This window comes from Hyphomonadaceae bacterium BL14 (genome assembly GCA_027627705.1).
In the GTDB taxonomy this organism is placed as follows: domain Bacteria; phylum Pseudomonadota; class Alphaproteobacteria; order Caulobacterales; family Maricaulaceae; genus Oceanicaulis.
Genome location: CP091242.1, coordinates 1,187,123 through 1,203,215 on the forward strand (window position 1 = coordinate 1,187,123; position 16,093 = coordinate 1,203,215).

The 16,093-nt window shown below is 65.7% G+C and carries 14 protein-coding genes and 1 tRNA gene; 5 read left to right on the top strand and 10 right to left on the bottom strand.

The annotated features are described in order from the left end of the window. Window positions 1-372 precede the first annotated feature (372 nt). From L2D00_05685 to L2D00_05705, 5 genes are all read right to left on the bottom strand, one after another. Window positions 373-1,266, bottom strand: coding sequence for a methyltransferase domain-containing protein (locus tag L2D00_05685; GenBank protein ID WBQ14174.1), 894 nt, complete (start codon window positions 1,264-1,266; stop codon window positions 373-375). 136 nt (window positions 1,267-1,402) lie between these two features. Further along, on the bottom strand, window positions 1,403-2,578 hold the full coding sequence (tuf, locus tag L2D00_05690; GenBank protein WBQ14175.1) for an elongation factor Tu: 1,176 nt from the start codon (window positions 2,576-2,578) through the stop codon (window positions 1,403-1,405). A 130-nt stretch (window positions 2,579-2,708) separates the two neighbouring features. Beyond that, on the bottom strand, window positions 2,709-4,106 hold the full coding sequence (locus L2D00_05695) for a putative 2OG-Fe(II) oxygenase (GenBank protein ID WBQ14176.1): 1,398 nt from the start codon (window positions 4,104-4,106) through the stop codon (window positions 2,709-2,711). 105 nt (window positions 4,107-4,211) lie between these two features. Continuing rightward, window positions 4,212-4,285, bottom strand: a tRNA-Gly gene (locus L2D00_05700). A 61-nt stretch (window positions 4,286-4,346) separates the two neighbouring features. Beyond that, the gene (locus L2D00_05705; protein WBQ14177.1) at window positions 4,347-5,117 is read right to left on the bottom strand and encodes a ubiquinone biosynthesis protein COQ4; all 771 of its coding nucleotides are present in this window, start codon (window positions 5,115-5,117) and stop codon (window positions 4,347-4,349) included. Window positions 5,118-5,388: 271 nt separating this feature from the next. Between L2D00_05705 and bfr the strand changes: the two genes are divergently transcribed. After that, on the top strand, window positions 5,389-5,868 hold the full coding sequence (gene bfr, locus L2D00_05710) for a bacterioferritin (GenBank protein WBQ14178.1): 480 nt from the start codon (window positions 5,389-5,391) through the stop codon (window positions 5,866-5,868). Window positions 5,869-5,917: 49 nt separating this feature from the next. Here bfr and gor read toward each other — a convergent pair whose 3' ends face one another. The 3 genes from gor to L2D00_05725 form a co-directional block, all read right to left on the bottom strand. After that, window positions 5,918-7,309: a glutathione-disulfide reductase gene (gene gor / locus L2D00_05715; protein ID WBQ14179.1), complete on the bottom strand. Its 1,392-nt coding sequence runs from the start codon at window positions 7,307-7,309 to the stop codon at window positions 5,918-5,920. A 91-nt stretch (window positions 7,310-7,400) separates the two neighbouring features. Continuing rightward, window positions 7,401-8,855 carry a DEAD/DEAH box helicase gene (locus tag L2D00_05720; GenBank protein WBQ14180.1) on the bottom strand — a complete coding sequence of 485 codons (1,455 nt, stop codon included), beginning with the start codon at window positions 8,853-8,855 and terminating at the stop codon, window positions 7,401-7,403. A gap of 680 nt (window positions 8,856-9,535) precedes the next feature. Further along, window positions 9,536-10,000, bottom strand: a complete 465-nt coding sequence (locus tag L2D00_05725) for a hypothetical protein (protein ID WBQ14181.1) — start codon at window positions 9,998-10,000, stop codon at window positions 9,536-9,538. Window positions 10,001-10,161: 161 nt separating this feature from the next. Between L2D00_05725 and L2D00_05730 the strand changes: the two genes are divergently transcribed. After that, on the top strand, window positions 10,162-11,553 hold the full coding sequence (locus tag L2D00_05730; protein WBQ14182.1) for a cytochrome ubiquinol oxidase subunit I: 1,392 nt from the start codon (window positions 10,162-10,164) through the stop codon (window positions 11,551-11,553). Window positions 11,554-11,557: 4 nt separating this feature from the next. Further along, window positions 11,558-12,568 (top strand): cytochrome d ubiquinol oxidase subunit II, encoded by a 1,011-nt coding sequence (locus L2D00_05735; protein ID WBQ14183.1) that lies wholly within the window; start codon window positions 11,558-11,560, stop codon window positions 12,566-12,568. Between the two features lie 84 nt (window positions 12,569-12,652). Here L2D00_05735 and L2D00_05740 read toward each other — a convergent pair whose 3' ends face one another. Together L2D00_05740 and L2D00_05745 are read right to left on the bottom strand one after the other, a co-directional pair. After that, window positions 12,653-13,297, bottom strand: a complete 645-nt coding sequence (locus L2D00_05740) for a peroxiredoxin (protein WBQ14184.1) — start codon at window positions 13,295-13,297, stop codon at window positions 12,653-12,655. A gap of 124 nt (window positions 13,298-13,421) precedes the next feature. After that, window positions 13,422-13,904, bottom strand: coding sequence for an Rrf2 family transcriptional regulator (locus tag L2D00_05745; GenBank protein ID WBQ14185.1), 483 nt, complete (start codon window positions 13,902-13,904; stop codon window positions 13,422-13,424). 111 nt (window positions 13,905-14,015) lie between these two features. On the opposite strand from L2D00_05745, the gene L2D00_05750 reads away from it, so the two are divergent. Together L2D00_05750 and L2D00_05755 are read left to right on the top strand one after the other, a co-directional pair. After that, window positions 14,016-14,291 carry a hypothetical protein gene (locus L2D00_05750; protein ID WBQ14186.1) on the top strand — a complete coding sequence of 92 codons (276 nt, stop codon included), beginning with the start codon at window positions 14,016-14,018 and terminating at the stop codon, window positions 14,289-14,291. Between the two features lie 103 nt (window positions 14,292-14,394). After that, window positions 14,395-16,086 carry an FAD-dependent oxidoreductase gene (locus tag L2D00_05755; GenBank protein ID WBQ14187.1) on the top strand — a complete coding sequence of 564 codons (1,692 nt, stop codon included), beginning with the start codon at window positions 14,395-14,397 and terminating at the stop codon, window positions 16,084-16,086. Window positions 16,087-16,093 lie beyond the last annotated feature (7 nt).

A 16,093-nucleotide genomic window follows, 5' to 3' on the forward strand; every position in this document is an offset into this window, starting at 1 on the left:
TCACTTTTATTCTCCCCGAATGAGTAGCGGTTTCCTGACAACGGCGGCCCGGAAAGCTGATCCGGAGCGCGCGCGGCCTTTCGAGACGGGAGATCCCGTCACCGGCGCAACGCTAGTTGTCGCCCGACTGTCACGTCAACCTTGCCAGAGTGTCATACTTCGAGAATGCCCGTCATTTTTCAAAGCTGTGGCGCAGGTGCACCACTTCCTTTCAGCCGCCGCCCCAGCCGCGCCCGCCGGCACCGGCACCGCTGCAGATCAAGCATCACAGCAAATGCCGTGTCATTGCTGCGTTTTAAGCCGTCAGCACGCACCGGGATTTGCCATACGAGCCAAAGAAAGCGGCGGTCCGCAATAAAGTTGGTATACTCTTTAGCGGCTGCTCGGGCTCAATTCGCCGTGCAGCCACCAGCCCACGGGCCGTCCTGCGCTGTCGTGCACCGATTCAGGGCCACCTGTGGATAATCCGGCGGCCCGCGCGGCCTCTGCCAGCGCGCGCGCCGCGGTTTCATCCAGAGAGGCGTCCGTCATCAATGTCAGCCGCGCGCTATGCGCCGAGACCTCGTCCAGTACGGTCTGCGCATTCTCAATGAGGTAAGGCGGCGGGAAGCGGTCTTTCTTGTTGAGTATTTCCGCCAGGAAGCTCATCGCCCAGTGCGTTGTCTCGTCGAGCGTACGGGCGGCCTCCTCGGCGAACAGGCGGCGCACACGCTCCAGCACCGGCGACTCATCCTGCCCGCGCGCACGGGCCTCGCCCAGTGCGCGCACCTGGGCCGCCAGCCCGTCTGGCGCGATCAGACTGGCCGCGCGGGCGATTCGCGTGCGGGCCGCCGCCACCGCTTCGCCATCGCGCGCATGGGCCAGCACGCCCAGCTGCCCGCCGGGCGCCAGCACGCGCGCCGCTTCACGCAGCGCCGCCCGGGTGTCGGCATATTCCAGTCCAAACTGGGAAATGGCGGCATCGAAGACGTCCGACTCGAACGGCAGAGCCTCCAGGGCGGCACCGGCCACCAGGCGTGCGCCCGCGACCGGCGCCAGCGCCTGGGCGTAATCCGCGCCGGTCACCGTAAAGCCATGGGAATGCGCAACAGCCAGCCGGGTCAGCGCGCCCGCCCCGCAGGCCAGATCCAGCACCCGCGCACCTGGCGCCAGCGCGTCGAAAAAGCCTTTCCAGACAAAGCCCGTGTCGAAGGGCTGGCCGCCGGCGAAACAGCTATGGGTCTGGCCCGACGCCCAGTACCGGCTCCAGGTCTCGCGTCCGTCCATGAAGAGGCTCTCCGATTGGTACCGGCGTGAGCCTAGCGCCCCGGCCTGCCCGCGTCAGCGTCAACATGCCCCCCAACGCAGCGCGGCCCGGCTTTGTGGGCCGGGCCGCGTCGCATAGCGTCAGGGACGGTGCCGATTACTCGACGATCTTGGCCACCACGCCGGCACCCACGGTGCGCCCGCCTTCACGGATGGCGAAGCGCAGCTTCTCTTCCATCGCGATCGGGGTGATCAGCTCGACATTGATCTCGACATTGTCGCCCGGCATCACCATCTCGGTGCCGTCCAGAAGGCTCACCACACCCGTCACGTCCGTCGTGCGGAAGTAGAATTGCGGACGGTAATTGGTGAAGAACGGCGTGTGACGGCCACCCTCTTCCTTGGTCAGGATATAGGCCTCGGCCACGAACTTCTTGTGCGGCTTGATCGTGCCCGGCTTGCACAATACCTGGCCGCGCTCCACGCCCTCGCGGTCAACGCCGCGCAGCAGAACGCCCACATTGTCGCCCGCCTGGCCCTGGTCGAGCAGCTTGCGGAACATCTCGACACCCGTGCAGATCGTCTTCTTGGTGTCGCGCAGGCCCACAATCTCGATCTCGTCGCCCACTTTCACGATGCCGCGCTCGACACGCCCCGTCACCACCGTGCCACGGCCCGAAATGGAGAACACGTCCTCGATCGGCATCAGGAAGGGCTGGTCAATGGCACGCTCCGGGGTCGGGATGTACTCGTCCACAGCCGCCATCAGCGCACGGATCTGATTCTCGCCGATCTCGGGCTGCGTACCGTTCATGGCGTGCAGCGCCGAGCCCGCAATGATCGGAATGTCGTCGCCCGGGAAGTCGTAGGACGACAGAAGCTCGCGAACCTCCATCTCCACCAGCTCCAGAAGCTCGGCGTCGTCGACCTGGTCAACCTTGTTCAGGAACACAACCAGAGCCGGCACACCCACCTGACGGGCCAGCAGAATGTGCTCGCGCGTCTGCGGCATCGGGCCGTCCGCCGCGTTCACAACCAGGATCGCGCCGTCCATCTGCGCCGCGCCCGTGATCATGTTCTTCACATAGTCCGCGTGGCCCGGGCAGTCGACGTGCGCATAGTGACGGCCCGGCGTCTCGTACTCGACGTGCGCCGTCGAGATCGTGATCCCGCGCGCCTTCTCTTCCGGCGCACCGTCAATCTGGTCATACGCACGGAACTCGCCGAAATACTTCGTAATCGCAGCCGTCAGCGTCGTCTTGCCATGGTCAACGTGACCAATCGTGCCAATGTTGACGTGCGGCTTGTTACGCTCAAACTTACCCTTGGCCATTGTCTTTAGACCCTCACGCTGGAGCTGTGCATGGACGTCCTGCTTGCCGGGCGCCCTTGAAAACTGAGGGCGGGGCATAGCGCCCGCGCGGCGCGCTTGCAAGTGTCAAACGCGGCCCCGCCCTGCGGGCTCAGGCCGGCACGATATCCATGGCCATGGTCAGGCGCGCCTGCTCGCCGCCAAACGGAACGGTGCCGTGCCACATATAGGACGGGAACAGGACCAGCATGCCCGGTTCGGGCTTCACCCAGTGCTGGGCACTCTGGGCCGGCGTGACAGGAATGCCCGCCTCGCCAAAGCGGATCCAGCCCTCGCGCCCGCCCGCCGAAACCGCATCCGGCAGCTCCACATAGAAGGCCGAGGATATCCAGCCGTCCGGGTGGACGTGATCGGTATGAAATCCGCCCGGCGTCAGCCAGACCGACCAGACGCCGTGAATGCGCCAGCGCCCCGCGCGGCGCCGCCGCAAGGGATCACCCCCCTCCCCCAGCCCCTCGATATAGGCGTCCACCAGCGGGTCCAGCGCCTGGCGGAACGCCTGGATGGCGGGGGTTTGCACCGACAAGATATCCGGACGCTGACTGCCATGTCGCACCGATTGGCCAAACGGGTGGGTGCGATAGGGATGGGCCGCTTTCAGCTCGGCGGCGAGGTCGGCCAGATACGCCGCCTGGCTGGTCCAGCCCGGCGGCGGGGCGATGGTCTGCGGGCGCACCAGCGCGTGATAGTCATAGAGCCCGTCAAAGCGCCGGTCGCCGCTCATGCGCCAGGCCATGGCCTGCAGATTGACCGCGTTCTGATTGTCCGGTGCCAGCGCCACAAGGCGCTGCGCGGACGCTTGCGCGGCTTCGCCATCTCCGGTGGCCAGGCAGACATGGGTCCAGGCCTCCAGCGCGGTGAGGCCTTCGGGCGCAATCTGCAGCGCCTGGCGCGCCCGCGCACGTGCGCTGTCCAGCTGCCCGGCGCGGGTGAGCAGATAGACTGCTGCACATTGCAGCACGAGCTGGCGCGGCTCGCGCACCGCCAGCGCCTCCATCTGCGCGCACGCGCCCTCAAGATCGCCCATGTAATCGAGCGCGCGCGCCCGCACATATTCCAGCGGCCCGAAACCCGGGCGGGCCGCGATGTCACGCTCCAGCCCGTCCAGCGCCTGTGCCTGATCGCCGGTGCGCATCCAGATCAGCTGGCAGCGCTCCAGCTGGGCGTCCACCATCGCCGCATTGATAGCGCACGCCGCGTCATAGGCCTCCGCCGCGGCATCAAGCGCGCCCAGCTGCATCAGCGCGCGCGCCAGCACAACCCGCGTCTCGCCCGCCTTCAGCCCCAGCGCGATGGCCCGGCGTGCATTGGCGGCGCTGGCCTCGTGACGCCCGCAATCGCCCTGGCTGGCGGCCAGGTTGTGCAGCGCCACCGGATTGTCCGGATACGCGGCTGCCGCCAGTTCATGCACCGCCAGCGCCTCTTCCAGACGCTTTTGCGCCTTGAGCGCATCGGCGCGCGCGCACAGGGCCTGCAAGGATTCGGGCATGCGGCATCCTCCCACAACCACGCCAGCGAGCCGCGCGCGGAAGGCGGCGTCAAGGGCCGGGGCGCAGAGTTCGCGCCCGTCAAATCATCAAGTGGGGAGAAAACCTGGAGCGGGTGGACGGGATCGAACCGACATATTCAGCTTGGAAGGCTGACGTTCTACCATTGAACTACACCCGCGCGGGACCGGTTTGATACAAGCTGATGGCGCGCGCGTCGAGACCTTCGGCGCCAAGCATGCTCAGGCGCGCGCCGTGATCGGCTGGGGTCCGGTCCAGGCCGCCAGCGTCTCGCGGTAGAGCGGATCGGGCGTGATCGACAGGGCCGCGCGCGCGCCGTCCAGCGGCAGGGCGAACAGGTCTGACAAATCCTGCACCGGCATCGGCCTGGCCGCACGCGCCATGGCGGCGGCGTTGCGCATCATGCGCCCCACAGGCCAGCTCATGATTTCCGAGCGGATGCGCAGACCCGCCATGGCCCCCAGCAAACGGGAGCCGCGCGAGCCGGTCTGCACGCCTGTGAACACCAGCAGCAGCGCCTCGCCCAGCGGATTGCGGCCATAGCCGGTGAGCACGTGGTACAAATCATGGGTCAGGCTCATCGACCACATATAGGCGCTGAACTGCGGGTAATCGCGGTCCAGCATCTCGTAATGGCCGGGGTTTACCGCCACCGCGGCCTCGTGCACGCCCAGCGGATCGAGGCCTTCGCTATCGAGATATTGCAGATAGGCCGCCGCGAACGTGCCCGGCCCGTGGGCCTCCAGTTGCGCACGGCCGGTGAGCGCATCGGCGAGGCTCTGGCGGTTGGCGATTACGCCGCGGCCATACTCGCTGTCGCAAAAGCGCCGGAAGCTGTCTTCGCCCGTGCGCCCCTGGGCCGCCGAAAAGAAGCGGAAGACGTGACGGGTGTCTTCAGGATCATTGATCAGATCGCGAAACGCGCCGAGCGCCGCCAGCGGCCGCAAGGGCTGGAACGGAAAGGCGCAGTCGCCGGTTGAAGACGCGGCCATGTCGGCCTCCTTCGATGATCAGGCACGAAGCATGAGCATAACCCGGCCGGAGACAAAAGTGAACGCCGTTCACATTGGCTGTGCCGCCACGCCGCGACCGAGCGGTTCACTGGCCGCCTCAGCCTTGCCCGCGCCACCGGCTGCAAACGCGTCTCAGTTGAGGCGCGCGAATGCCTCTCAGTGACTTGTCAAATATCTTTCAATCACTTGGCCGACACAGAATCGATGCTACATTAGCCGACAATCTGTTTTCTGAACCGGAGCCGAATCAATGAAGGGCGATCCCAAGGTCATCGAGCACCTGAACAAGGCGCTGAAGCTGGAGCTGACCACGGTCAACCAGTACTTCCTGCATGCGCGCATGCTGAAAGATTGGGGCTTTTCGCGCCTGGCCAAGGTGGAATACGAAGAATCCATCGATGAGATGAAGCACGCCGATGCGCTGATCGAGCGCATCCTGTTCCTGGAAGGCCTGCCCAATGTGCAGGATCTGGGCAAGGTGCTGATCGGCGAGACGGTCAAGGAAATCCTGGAATGCGATCTGGAGGCCGAGCGCCGCGCGCATCCGATCTACAAGGACGCCGTCGCCTATTGCGAAAGCGCCGGGGACTATGTCTCGCGCCAGCTGTTTGATTCCATCCTGAAGTCCGAGGAAGAGCATATCGACTTCCTTGAGACCCAGCTGGGCCTGATCGAGAAAATCGGCGAAGACCGCTACATGCAGTCCCAGATGGGCGGCCACGACGACTGACGGGCCGCCTTCAGGCCCGCCATTCCGGCATCCCTTCAGGCGCGGCGGATCATTCCGCCGCGCTCAATGTCGGATCCGTCCACTTTTCGCGCATCGTCACCAGCTCTTCGGCGACCGTGGGATGCACCGCGCAGGCCGCGTCGAACTGGGCCTTGGTGAGCTTGGCTTTCACCGCAATGCCCACTGCCTGGATGATCTCCGGCGCGTCATCGCCCACGATGTGCACGCCCACCACCACCTGATCCTCGGCGCGGACCACCAGCTTCATCAGCATCCAGTCCGGCTTGGCGGTCAGCATCCCCTTCATCGGGCGAAACTTGCTCTTGTAGATATCGATCTTGCCATGCGCGCGCCGCGCATCTGCCTCGCTCAGGCCCACACTGCCCACGGGCGGCTGGGTGAAGACGGCTGACGCAATATCGCTGTGGTCAAAGGCAGTAGGCCGGTCGTGAAAGACCGTCTGGACAAAGGCCATCGCCTCGCGAATTGCGACAGGCGTGAGGTTCACCCGGTTGGTCACATCGCCCACGGCGTAGATGTGGTCAACGCTGGTGCGCGAGTATTCATCGACCTTGATCGCGCCGCTTTCCAGCACCTCGACCCCGGCCGCCTCCAGGCCCAGCCCGGCGGTATAGGGATCGCGCCCGGTCGCCAGCACCACCGCGTCGGATTCCAGCGTGTCGCCAGTGTCCAGATGGACGGTGTGGAAGCCTTCGCGTTCAGACGGCTCGATGGACGTGAACACCGCATGGGTGATCACACGCACGCCGCAATCTTGCAGCTGTTCATGGACGAAGGCACGCACGTCATCGTCAAACCCGCGCAGCACCGTGTCGCCGCGATAGACCAGGCAGGTTTTCACCCCCAGCCCTGCGAACACCTGGGCAAATTCGCACGCGATATACCCGCCCCCGGCGATCACCAGATGTTCGGGCAGTTTGTCGAGATGAAACAATTCATTGGACGTGATTGCATGCTCTGCGCCGGCCACGCCCTCGGGCCGGTTGGGCACCCCGCCCGTGGCGATCAGAATGGTGCGCGCCGTGACGGTGCGCCCTGATTTGACCAGGCGGATCTCGTGGGGACCGGCCAGCTCGGCGCGGTCCTCGATCAGCTCCACCCCGGCATTGGCGAGATTCTTCGCGTAGATGCCCGACAGGCGATCCACCTCGCCCAGCATGGCATCGCGAAACACCGGCCAGTCAAACTGCGACTCGCCGATGCGCCAGCCATAGCCTTCAGCCTGCCGGAAGGTTTTGGCGAAGCCCGAGGCGTAGACCATGAATTTCTTGGGAACGCAGCCGCGGATGACGCAGGTCCCGCCCGGCCGGTATTCCTCGGCCACCGCCGTCCTGGCGCCGGACAGGCTGGCGAGGCGCGATGCGCGCACCCCGCCAGACCCGGCGCCGATGGTGAAAAGGTCGTAATCGAAATCGGCCATGGGGCATCCAGTGCTGCGTCAGTGTCCTGTGGGGACTAACTGACGGCCCGGAGCCCGCTGGTCAATTCACGCGTCTGCGACCGATTGCCGTTTACGAGGCGTGCGCGCGCGGCTTGCTGCGGTTCTGACCGCCGCCCTGGCCGCCCTGGCCGCCCCGGCTTCCGCCCTGACCGCCACGATTGCCGCCACCCTGACCGCCACGGCTTCCGCCCTGGCCGCCCCGATTGCCGCCGCCCTGGCCGCCGCGGTTTCCACCGCCCTGACCGCTGCGCTCGCCGCCCTGGGCACCCTGAGCGCCGCGTTCACCGCGTTCACCGCCGCCGGAGCCGGCAGCGCGCGGACGTCCGCCGCCGCCACCACCACCGCCGCCACGCTTCTGCTGCGGACGTGCCGGACGTGCAGCAGACCCGCGGGCCATCGGCGGCGCTTCATTGAGCCCGGCAATGGGTTTGCCGGTCAGCTTTTCGATGTCCTTCAGGAGGCCCCGCTCATCGGGTGCCACGAGCGACACGGCCCGGCCCGTCGCGCCGGCGCGCGCGGTGCGGCCGATGCGATGGACATAGCTCTCGGCCACATTGGGCAGCTCGTAATTGACCACCAGCTCGATGCCGTCGACATCGATGCCGCGCGCGGCGATGTCCGTGGCCACCAGAACCGGGGCCGCGCCGGAGCGGAATGCCGCCAGAGCGCGCTCGCGCTGGCCTTGGGTCTTGTTGCCGTGGATGGCCGCGGCCTTGTGGCCGTACTCCACCAGGCGCTTGGTGACCTTGTCGGCACCGCGCTTGGTGCGCGTGAAGATGATCGCCCGGCGGCCCGCTTCCGGGGCCAGCAGATCGATCAGCGCGTCCGGCTTGGCGCCGCCGTCCACGTAGAACACGTTCTGGGTGATGGCCTCGATCGGACGCGAGGGTGCCGAGACCGAAATCGTGGCCGGATCGTCCAGGAAATCGTCCGCCAGCTGGCGGATGGCCTGGGGCATGGTGGCCGAGAACATCACCGTGGTGCGCGGACGCGCCGCAGCCTGCAGGATGCGGCGGATCGCCGGCATGAAGCCGAGATCGAGCATCTGGTCGGCTTCGTCCAGAACCACCGTGCGCGTCAGGTCCAGGCGCAGCTTGCCCGCCTGCATGTGATCGAGCAGACGGCCGGGCGTGGCCACCAGCACGTCAACGCCGCGCGCCAGGGCGCGGATTTGCGGGCCGGCCTTGGCGCCGCCATAGACGACGGTGTGGGTGAGGCCGGTGAACTTGCCATAGGCGGCGACCGACACGCCGATCTGGGCGGCCAGTTCGCGCGTCGGCGCCAGGATCAGCGCACGGCACGACAGGCCCGGCGCTTTCTTGTTGTCCGCCAGAAGACGGGTCAGCAGCGGCAGCACGAAGGCCGCCGTCTTGCCGGTGCCGGTCTGGGCCAGGCCGACCATGTCGCGCCCGGTCAGAAACAACGGGATGGCGCGCGCCTGGATCGGGGTCGGGGTGTCATACCCTTCAGCAGTAACGGCACGCAAAACGGGCTCGGCCAGACCGAGCTGGGAGAAAGTGGTCAAAACAGATATTCCTTCTGGCCCGGGAGCGCGCATGCGCCAGCCGGCCATTCAAACAGTTATGGGAAAGCGTCCGCGCAGATCAGCCGCCGTCGACGGGCCTTATGGCCCTCGCCCGGACTGAATCATGGCGGCCCATGGCCGCCTTGCCGATCCGATCGAAGCACGTGGGCGGTTTCAGCCGCCTCTACGCCCGCGCTTCATGCGATGAGCGCTCTATGACCGGGTTTGAAGGCGAAAGCAAGGCGATAGATGGAATGGGGATGCGCGCGTCTCTGTCTTCCCCGCTTGCAGGGAGGGCGATCGCATTTGGACCAGGCGGGTTGGCTCATCCGGCCTCGCGGTGAATGGCTCAGGCCGCCGCCTTGTTTTACTCTTCCGCTTGTGGGGAGAAGACAGTCCATTTTCCAGCGCAATGCGACCCCGTCTCCCCGTCATTCCTTGCTGAGCCGTTTTCGCCAGCGTCGCAGTCTGTCTAAGGACGACCGAGCCTGCGCCCGGTCACCGCACGGCGGCGGCCCGGAGGGCCGTTCTTGACAGACTGCGATCGCCTTGCGTGATCCTCCAGCATGGAGCGATGGGGAGGCCTGACGTCCGGGGAGCGCCTCAAGCTGGAGCCGGCAACGGCCCTTGCCTCAAGTCAGAGGCCCACCCTGCCATTGCAGTGAAGGGGATCGGCCGCCCTAGAACGTCAGCACCGCCGCGTTGGGATCCAGCAAGCGCGCCGCCATGGCGTCGGGCGAGGCGGGCGTGACGCCGTCCAGCAGGACCGACGCGTCGGCGCCCAGGCCCGGCAGATAGATGGCGCACACCTCCACCGTCACACCATGCTCGCTCATCAGGGTCTGCATCAGGCCCTGCGGGCTGGCGCCGCGCGGCGCCTGGCCGTCCGTGGCGCTGGCGGGCGCGTCGCGCAGGGCGATATCGCCGGCCGGTCCGCACAGCATGACATGCGCCTGCGCGCCCTGGCGCACGGAGGCGGCGGTCAGCACCATGGCCATCAGCTGGGTCTGCGGATCGGCAGCGGTGACAATGGTCACCAGCTGGCGCGGGGCCTCAGCGGACCCCGCTGCGTCCTGTGTGTCAGCGCTGGCGCAGGCGGCGGCAGGGATCGCGGCGAGCGCGATTGCGAAAACGAGATGTTTCATGAAATCCTCCGGGAGGTGGGCGAACACGCTACATGTACTAGTAGGCAGCGCCACGATCTGCGCCAATCGACCGCATGACCGGGCGCAATTAATGTGGTATTTGCATTACCTCTTTTAGTCAATATGCCTGTCCCGCACGGCCAGGCGTGGAGGTCATCGCCATGGACTCAGCTGACGCACTGATGCTTTCGCGGATCCAGTTCGCGGCCAATATCAGCTTCCACATCCTGTTTCCCACGGTCACCATTGCGTTGGGCTGGGTGCTGGTCTTCTTCAAGATGCGCTATGCGGCAACGCGCAATGAATGGTGGATGCAGGCCTATTTCTTCTGGGTGAAAGTGTTCGCCTTGTCATTTGCGCTCGGCGTAGTGTCGGGCATCACAATGTCCTTTCAGTTCGGCACCAACTGGCCCGGCTTCATGGAACGGGTGGGCAATATCGCGGGACCGCTCCTGGCCTATGAAGTGCTGACGGCCTTCTTCCTGGAAGCGGTGTTCTTGGGGATCATGCTGTTTGCCTTCCGCCGGGTTCCAGGGTGGCTGCACACTTCCGCCACGGTCGCGGTTGCCGTCGGCACGACGCTGTCGGCCTTCTGGATAATCGTATTGAACAGCTGGATGCATACGCCCCAGGGTTTTGAGATGCGCGACGGCGTGGCGCACGTGCTCAGCTGGATCGAGATCATCTTCAACCCGTCCATGCCATACCGGCTGAGCCACATGCTGCTGGCCTCGGGCTTGACCGTCGCCTTTCTGATCGCGGGCCTGTCGGCCCTGCGCTGGCTCTTGGGCGACCGCAAGGAGGAGGTTGGCAAGTCACTCAAGATCGGTCTGTGGCTGGGCGCAATCCTGATCCCTGCCCAGATAGTTTTGGGCGATCTTCACGGCCTCAACACGCTGGAACACCAGCCCGCGAAAGTCGCGGCCATGGAAGCCAATTGGGAGACGCGCGGGAACGTGCCGCTGATCCTGTTCGCCTTGCCGGACGAAGAGGCCCGTGAAAACCGGTTCGAACTGGGCGTGCCCAGCGGCGCCAGCCTGATCCTCAAACATCATGCCGATGGCGTCGTGCCCGGCCTCAATGATTTCATCACCGAGGATGGCGACATTCTGCATCCGCCGGTGGCTCCGGTATTCTGGGCGTTCCGCATCATGGTGGGGATCGGGTTCTTGATGCTGATTTTCGCTTATGCCGGGCTATGGTTCAGCCGGGGGCGCCGTCACATCGAGGGCATGCCGCGCATCCTGCTCTGGGGGCTGGTCGGGATGAGCATTTCGGGATGGGTGGCGACGCTCGCAGGATGGTACACAACCGAGATCGGACGCCAGCCTTGGCTGGTGCACGGCGTGCTGACCACGCACGATGCAGTCGGCCCGGTCGGCCCCTCCATGGTGCTGTCCTCCCTGCTGGCTTACCTGGCCGTCTATGCCGTCCTTCTGACCGCCTATGGGGGGGTGCTGATCTATCTGGTGCGCAGCGCCGCAGCCGGCGCCGATTCCGAACCCCGGTCGCAAGCCGGATCGCGCCCCTTCCAGACAACAGCAGCGGAGTGATCCCATGAGCTGGTTTGCCGATCCTGAAATCTGGCTGCCGGTCGCGTTCGCCGCGCTGATGGGCCTGGCCATCATGATCTATGTGGTGCTGGACGGTTACGATCTGGGGATCGGACTGCTGATGCCGCTGGTCAGCGATGCGGAGAAGGATCGCATGATCGCCTCCATCGGACCATTCTGGGACGCCAACGAGACATGGCTGGTGCTGGCTGTCGGCCTGCTGCTGGTTGCATTTCCCCTCGCCCACGGCGTCATCCTCACAGCTCTTTACTTGCCGGTGGCGGTCATGCTGATCGGCCTGATCATCCGCGGCGTATCATTCGAGTTTCGCGTCAAGGCGCCAGCTGGCCACAAGCGATCATGGAATACGGCCTTCTTCGCAGGCTCGCTGATGACCGCCAGCTCACAGGGCTACATGCTTGGCCTGTATGTCATGGGTCTGGAACATACCTGGCTCAACACGGGCTTCGCCCTGCTGTGCGCCGCGCTGTTGATGATCGGTTACAGCCTGATCGGCGCCACCTGGCTTATCTACAAGACGGATGCGGACCTGCAACGCAAAGCTGTCGCGTGGGCCCGGCGCGGGGTCTGGGGCGTGGCTGTGGCCATCGCCACAATTTCTGCCGTAACGCCGCTGGCGAGTCCGCGCATCTGGGACAAATGGTTCACCCTTCCGCAACTGATCTTTCTGGCCCCGCTGCCGATTTTATCGGCCGTGCTGTTGATCGCGCTGGCCATGGTGTTACGGCGCATGCCGATGGCGGATGACCGGCTGGCTTGGTCCCCATTCGCTCTGGTGAGCGGACTGGTCGTGCTGGCATTCATTGGCCTAGCCTATAGCTTCTACCCGTATGTTGTGCCTGAAAGGATGACACTTTACGAAGCTGCGGCGGCGCCGGGGAGCCTGGCCATCATGCTGGTCGGCGCCGTGGTCGTGGTCCCTGTCATTATCGGGTATTCGGTGCTGTCCTACTGGGTGTTTCGTGGCAAGGCCACCGATCTGCGCTATGATTAGAGACAGCCTCATTGAAACAGGGCGGGCGCCGGGCGCCCGCCCTGTTCAGAAATGACCTCTCACGTCAGAGCGTGAGCGCGGTCGTCACAGCTCGCGGGTGGAGAAGTACCAGTCGGTGGTGTCATAGCCTTCCGAGGCCCGCGCTTCGGCCGCAGCCGAAGTTGCCGGCGGCGGCACGATCACCCGGTCGCCCGGCTTCCAGCCTTCAGGCGTAGCCACTTTCTCGCGATCTGACGTCTGCAGCGCCTGCACAAGGCGGACAAACTCCTCAATCGAGCGGCCATTGGACATGGGATAATACACCATGGCCCGCAAAACCCCCTCGGGGTCGATCAGGAATGTGGCGCGCACCGCCGCCGTGTCCGAGGCGCCCGGCTGCACCATGCCATAGGCATGGGCGACATTCATGGACAGGTCGGCGATGATCGGAAAACCGATCTCCACGCCGAATTTCTCCTTGATGTTGCGCACCCAGGCGATGTGGGCGTAATGGCTGTCGATGGACAGGCCCAGAAGCTCCACATTCAGCGCCGAGAACCGGTCCTGGGCCTTGGCGAAGGCGATGAATTCGGTGGTGCACACCGGGGTGAAGTCCGCCGGGTGCGAGAACAGAATCAGCCATTTGCCCTTGTAGTCGGCGAGGGTTTTGCGGCCGTGGGTGGTCGGCGCGTCAAAGGCCGGGGCCGGCTCGTTCAGACGGGGCAATTGCACGGGGGCGAAGTCAGTCATGTCTTCATCCTTTACAGACATCGCGCCGAACCAGTGCGGCGCGTTGACAGGACCATCGCATAAAAAGTCGTATTTAAAATACTAATTAAAGGGATGGAGGATATAGATCGTCCCTATAGGCCTGTCACGGCCTGGGCTGAACCGGCGGCGCACCGGCCGGTTCGGGCACGCCATCCCGGGCTGCCAGACGGTCGAGCAATACCGACCGGTTGCTGGCGATATCGGCAATAGTCACCTGGTCCAGCTCGGCGAGAAAGGCTTGCATCGCCCGCTTCATTGCCGCCGAGAGCCGGCAAACACCGATCAGGGGGCAGGTGTTGGTATCGCTGTTGAAGCACTCCACCAGCTCAATGGGACCTTCAGTGTGGCGCACCACGTCCCCGACGGTGATGGTGTCAGCCCCGCGCGACAGCTTCACACCGCCGCCCCGGCCACGCACGACCTCCAGATAGCCCTCGCGCGCCAGGGTATTGGCCGCTTTGAGCAGGTGGTGGCGCGAAATCCCGTGGGCACGCGCAACCTGCTCCATTTGAACATGATCTGGCGCACGCAACGCTGCGAACTGGAGGATTCTAAGGGCGTAGTTGGAAAATTGAGTGAGCTTCATTGCACTTCCCCGCGCGTCAGTTTGTCATACCCTAGAGCGCTTTCATCCCGGTTGGGACCATGATTGCCTGTCGCGCCGCCTGGGTACCGCCACCCGCAGGAAAGTCCGCCCATGCCCCCGTTGATCCGCTTCATCCTGCGCCATGGCCTGATCGGCTTTTGTATCGGGATTGCGTTCACCACGCTGATCCTGGTGCTGGATGTGGGCGCGATCCGCACGCTCACCCGCGCCAGCACCGAAGGGACGGTCTTGCGCCTGATGCTCGCCTTCCTGATCTCGTCCACCTTCATCAGCGTCCAGATCGGAATCGCCGTCATGTTCCCGCCCAGCCGCAAGGCCGATCCGATGGCCCCGCCCGAGCCGGGCGATCAGGACGACAACCGGTGACGATCGCCGCCAGCGCCCCTGCCCCCGATTGCCCTCTGGAACTCCACCTCCTGCCCGGCCATATTCACCGCTAACGGCGCTTTCGCCGCAGCGGGAGCGGACGATGGCGGCGGCGACAGAACCCACAACAACCCCGGACATCAATTTCACCTTCAATGACGAGCAGCTTGCCCGCCTGATGGCCTGGGGCGAGGTGCGCCGCCATGAGGAGGGTGGGGTGCTGTCCGCCTTTGGCGAGCGCTGCGTGGACATGCTCGTCACCTTGAGCGGGGAGACCCACATCTTCATTGATTCCCCCACCGGCCCGGTACGGCGCGGGTGGATGGAGCGGGGCCAGTTCGCAGGTGATATCGCGGTGCTGACCGGCGCGGCGGTGATGGCGCGCACGGTCATGGGCAAGGGCGGCGAGGTGTTGCATATCCCCTTTGCGCGCTTCCAGCGCCTGCTGGTGGAAGACAGCGAGCTGTCCGACATTTTCGTGCGCGCCCTCACCGCGCGGCGCGCGTTTGCGGTCTCCACGCGGTTTGGCGCGCTGATCGTCATCGGCGCGCGCTATGACCGCCAGCTCTTCGCCTTGCGCGATTTCCTGACCCGCCAGGGCGCGCCCCATACCTGGCTGGACCCCGACACGGACCCGCTGGCCGAGCCGGTGATGGACGCGATGGCGCTGACGTCCGCCGATCTGCCCGCCGTGGTGCTGGGTGCCGCGCAGGTCATGCGCCAGCTCGATGTGGAGGCGCTGGCCGCCGCGCTGGGCTATGGCGTCCTGCCCGAGGAGGGCGAGGTGGATGTTGTCGTGGTCGGTGCCGGGCCGGCGGGCCTCGCCGCCTCGGTCTATGCCGGGTCCGAAGGCCTGTCAGTGGTGGTGCTGGATGCCGAGGCGCCGGGCGGACAGGCCGGGTCCTCCTCCAAGATTGAAAACTATCTTGGCTTTCCCACCGGCGTATCAGGCCGCGAGCTCGCCGAGCGCGCCGCCGTCCAAGCCCAGAAATTCGGTGTGAGCCTGGCCGCGCCGGTGCGTGCCGCCGCGCTCGAGACACGCTCCGATGGCCGCTACGGCCTGCGCATGCGTGACGGGCGCAGCCTCATTGCCCGCGCCGTGGTCATCGCCACCGGCGCACAATACCGCCGTCTGCCCCTGGAAGGCCTCGAGGCGCTGGAAGGCGCCGGCATCTATTACGGTGCCTCGGCGCTGGAGGGCCAGCTATGCGCCGGCGCGGAAGTGTGCGTGGTGGGCGCGGGCAATTCAGCCGGTCAGGGCGCGGTCTTCCTGGCGCGCACCGCAAAGCGCGTGCACGTCATCTACCGCCGCCCCGACCTGCGCGAGACCATGTCGGAGTACCTGGTGCGTCGCCTGGAAGAGACGCCCAACATCACCCTCCACCCGGAGGCCGAAATCTCCGCCCTGCATTCCAATGACGCCGCCCGCCCTGAAGATTTGCGCCTGACCGCCATCACCCTCGACACCCCTGCCGGCCCGGCGCGCCTCGAAACCCCCTTCGCCTTCCTGTTTATCGGCGCGGCGCCCTTCACCGGCTGGCTGCCTGAACCTGTGGCGCGCGACACGCGCGGTTTCGTCAAAACCGGTGCCGCGCTGGCGCAGAACGAGCTCGCCGCCGCCGGCTGGCACCGCCAGCGCCCGCCCAGCCCTTACGAGACCAGCCTGGAACGCGTCTACGCCGTGGGCGATGTGCGCGCCGGCTCGGTCAAACGCGTCGCCAGCGCCGTGGGCGAAGGCTCGGTCACAGTCAGCGATATCCACGCCGCACTGGCGGAGATGGCGGCGGGCGGGTGATGGGCTG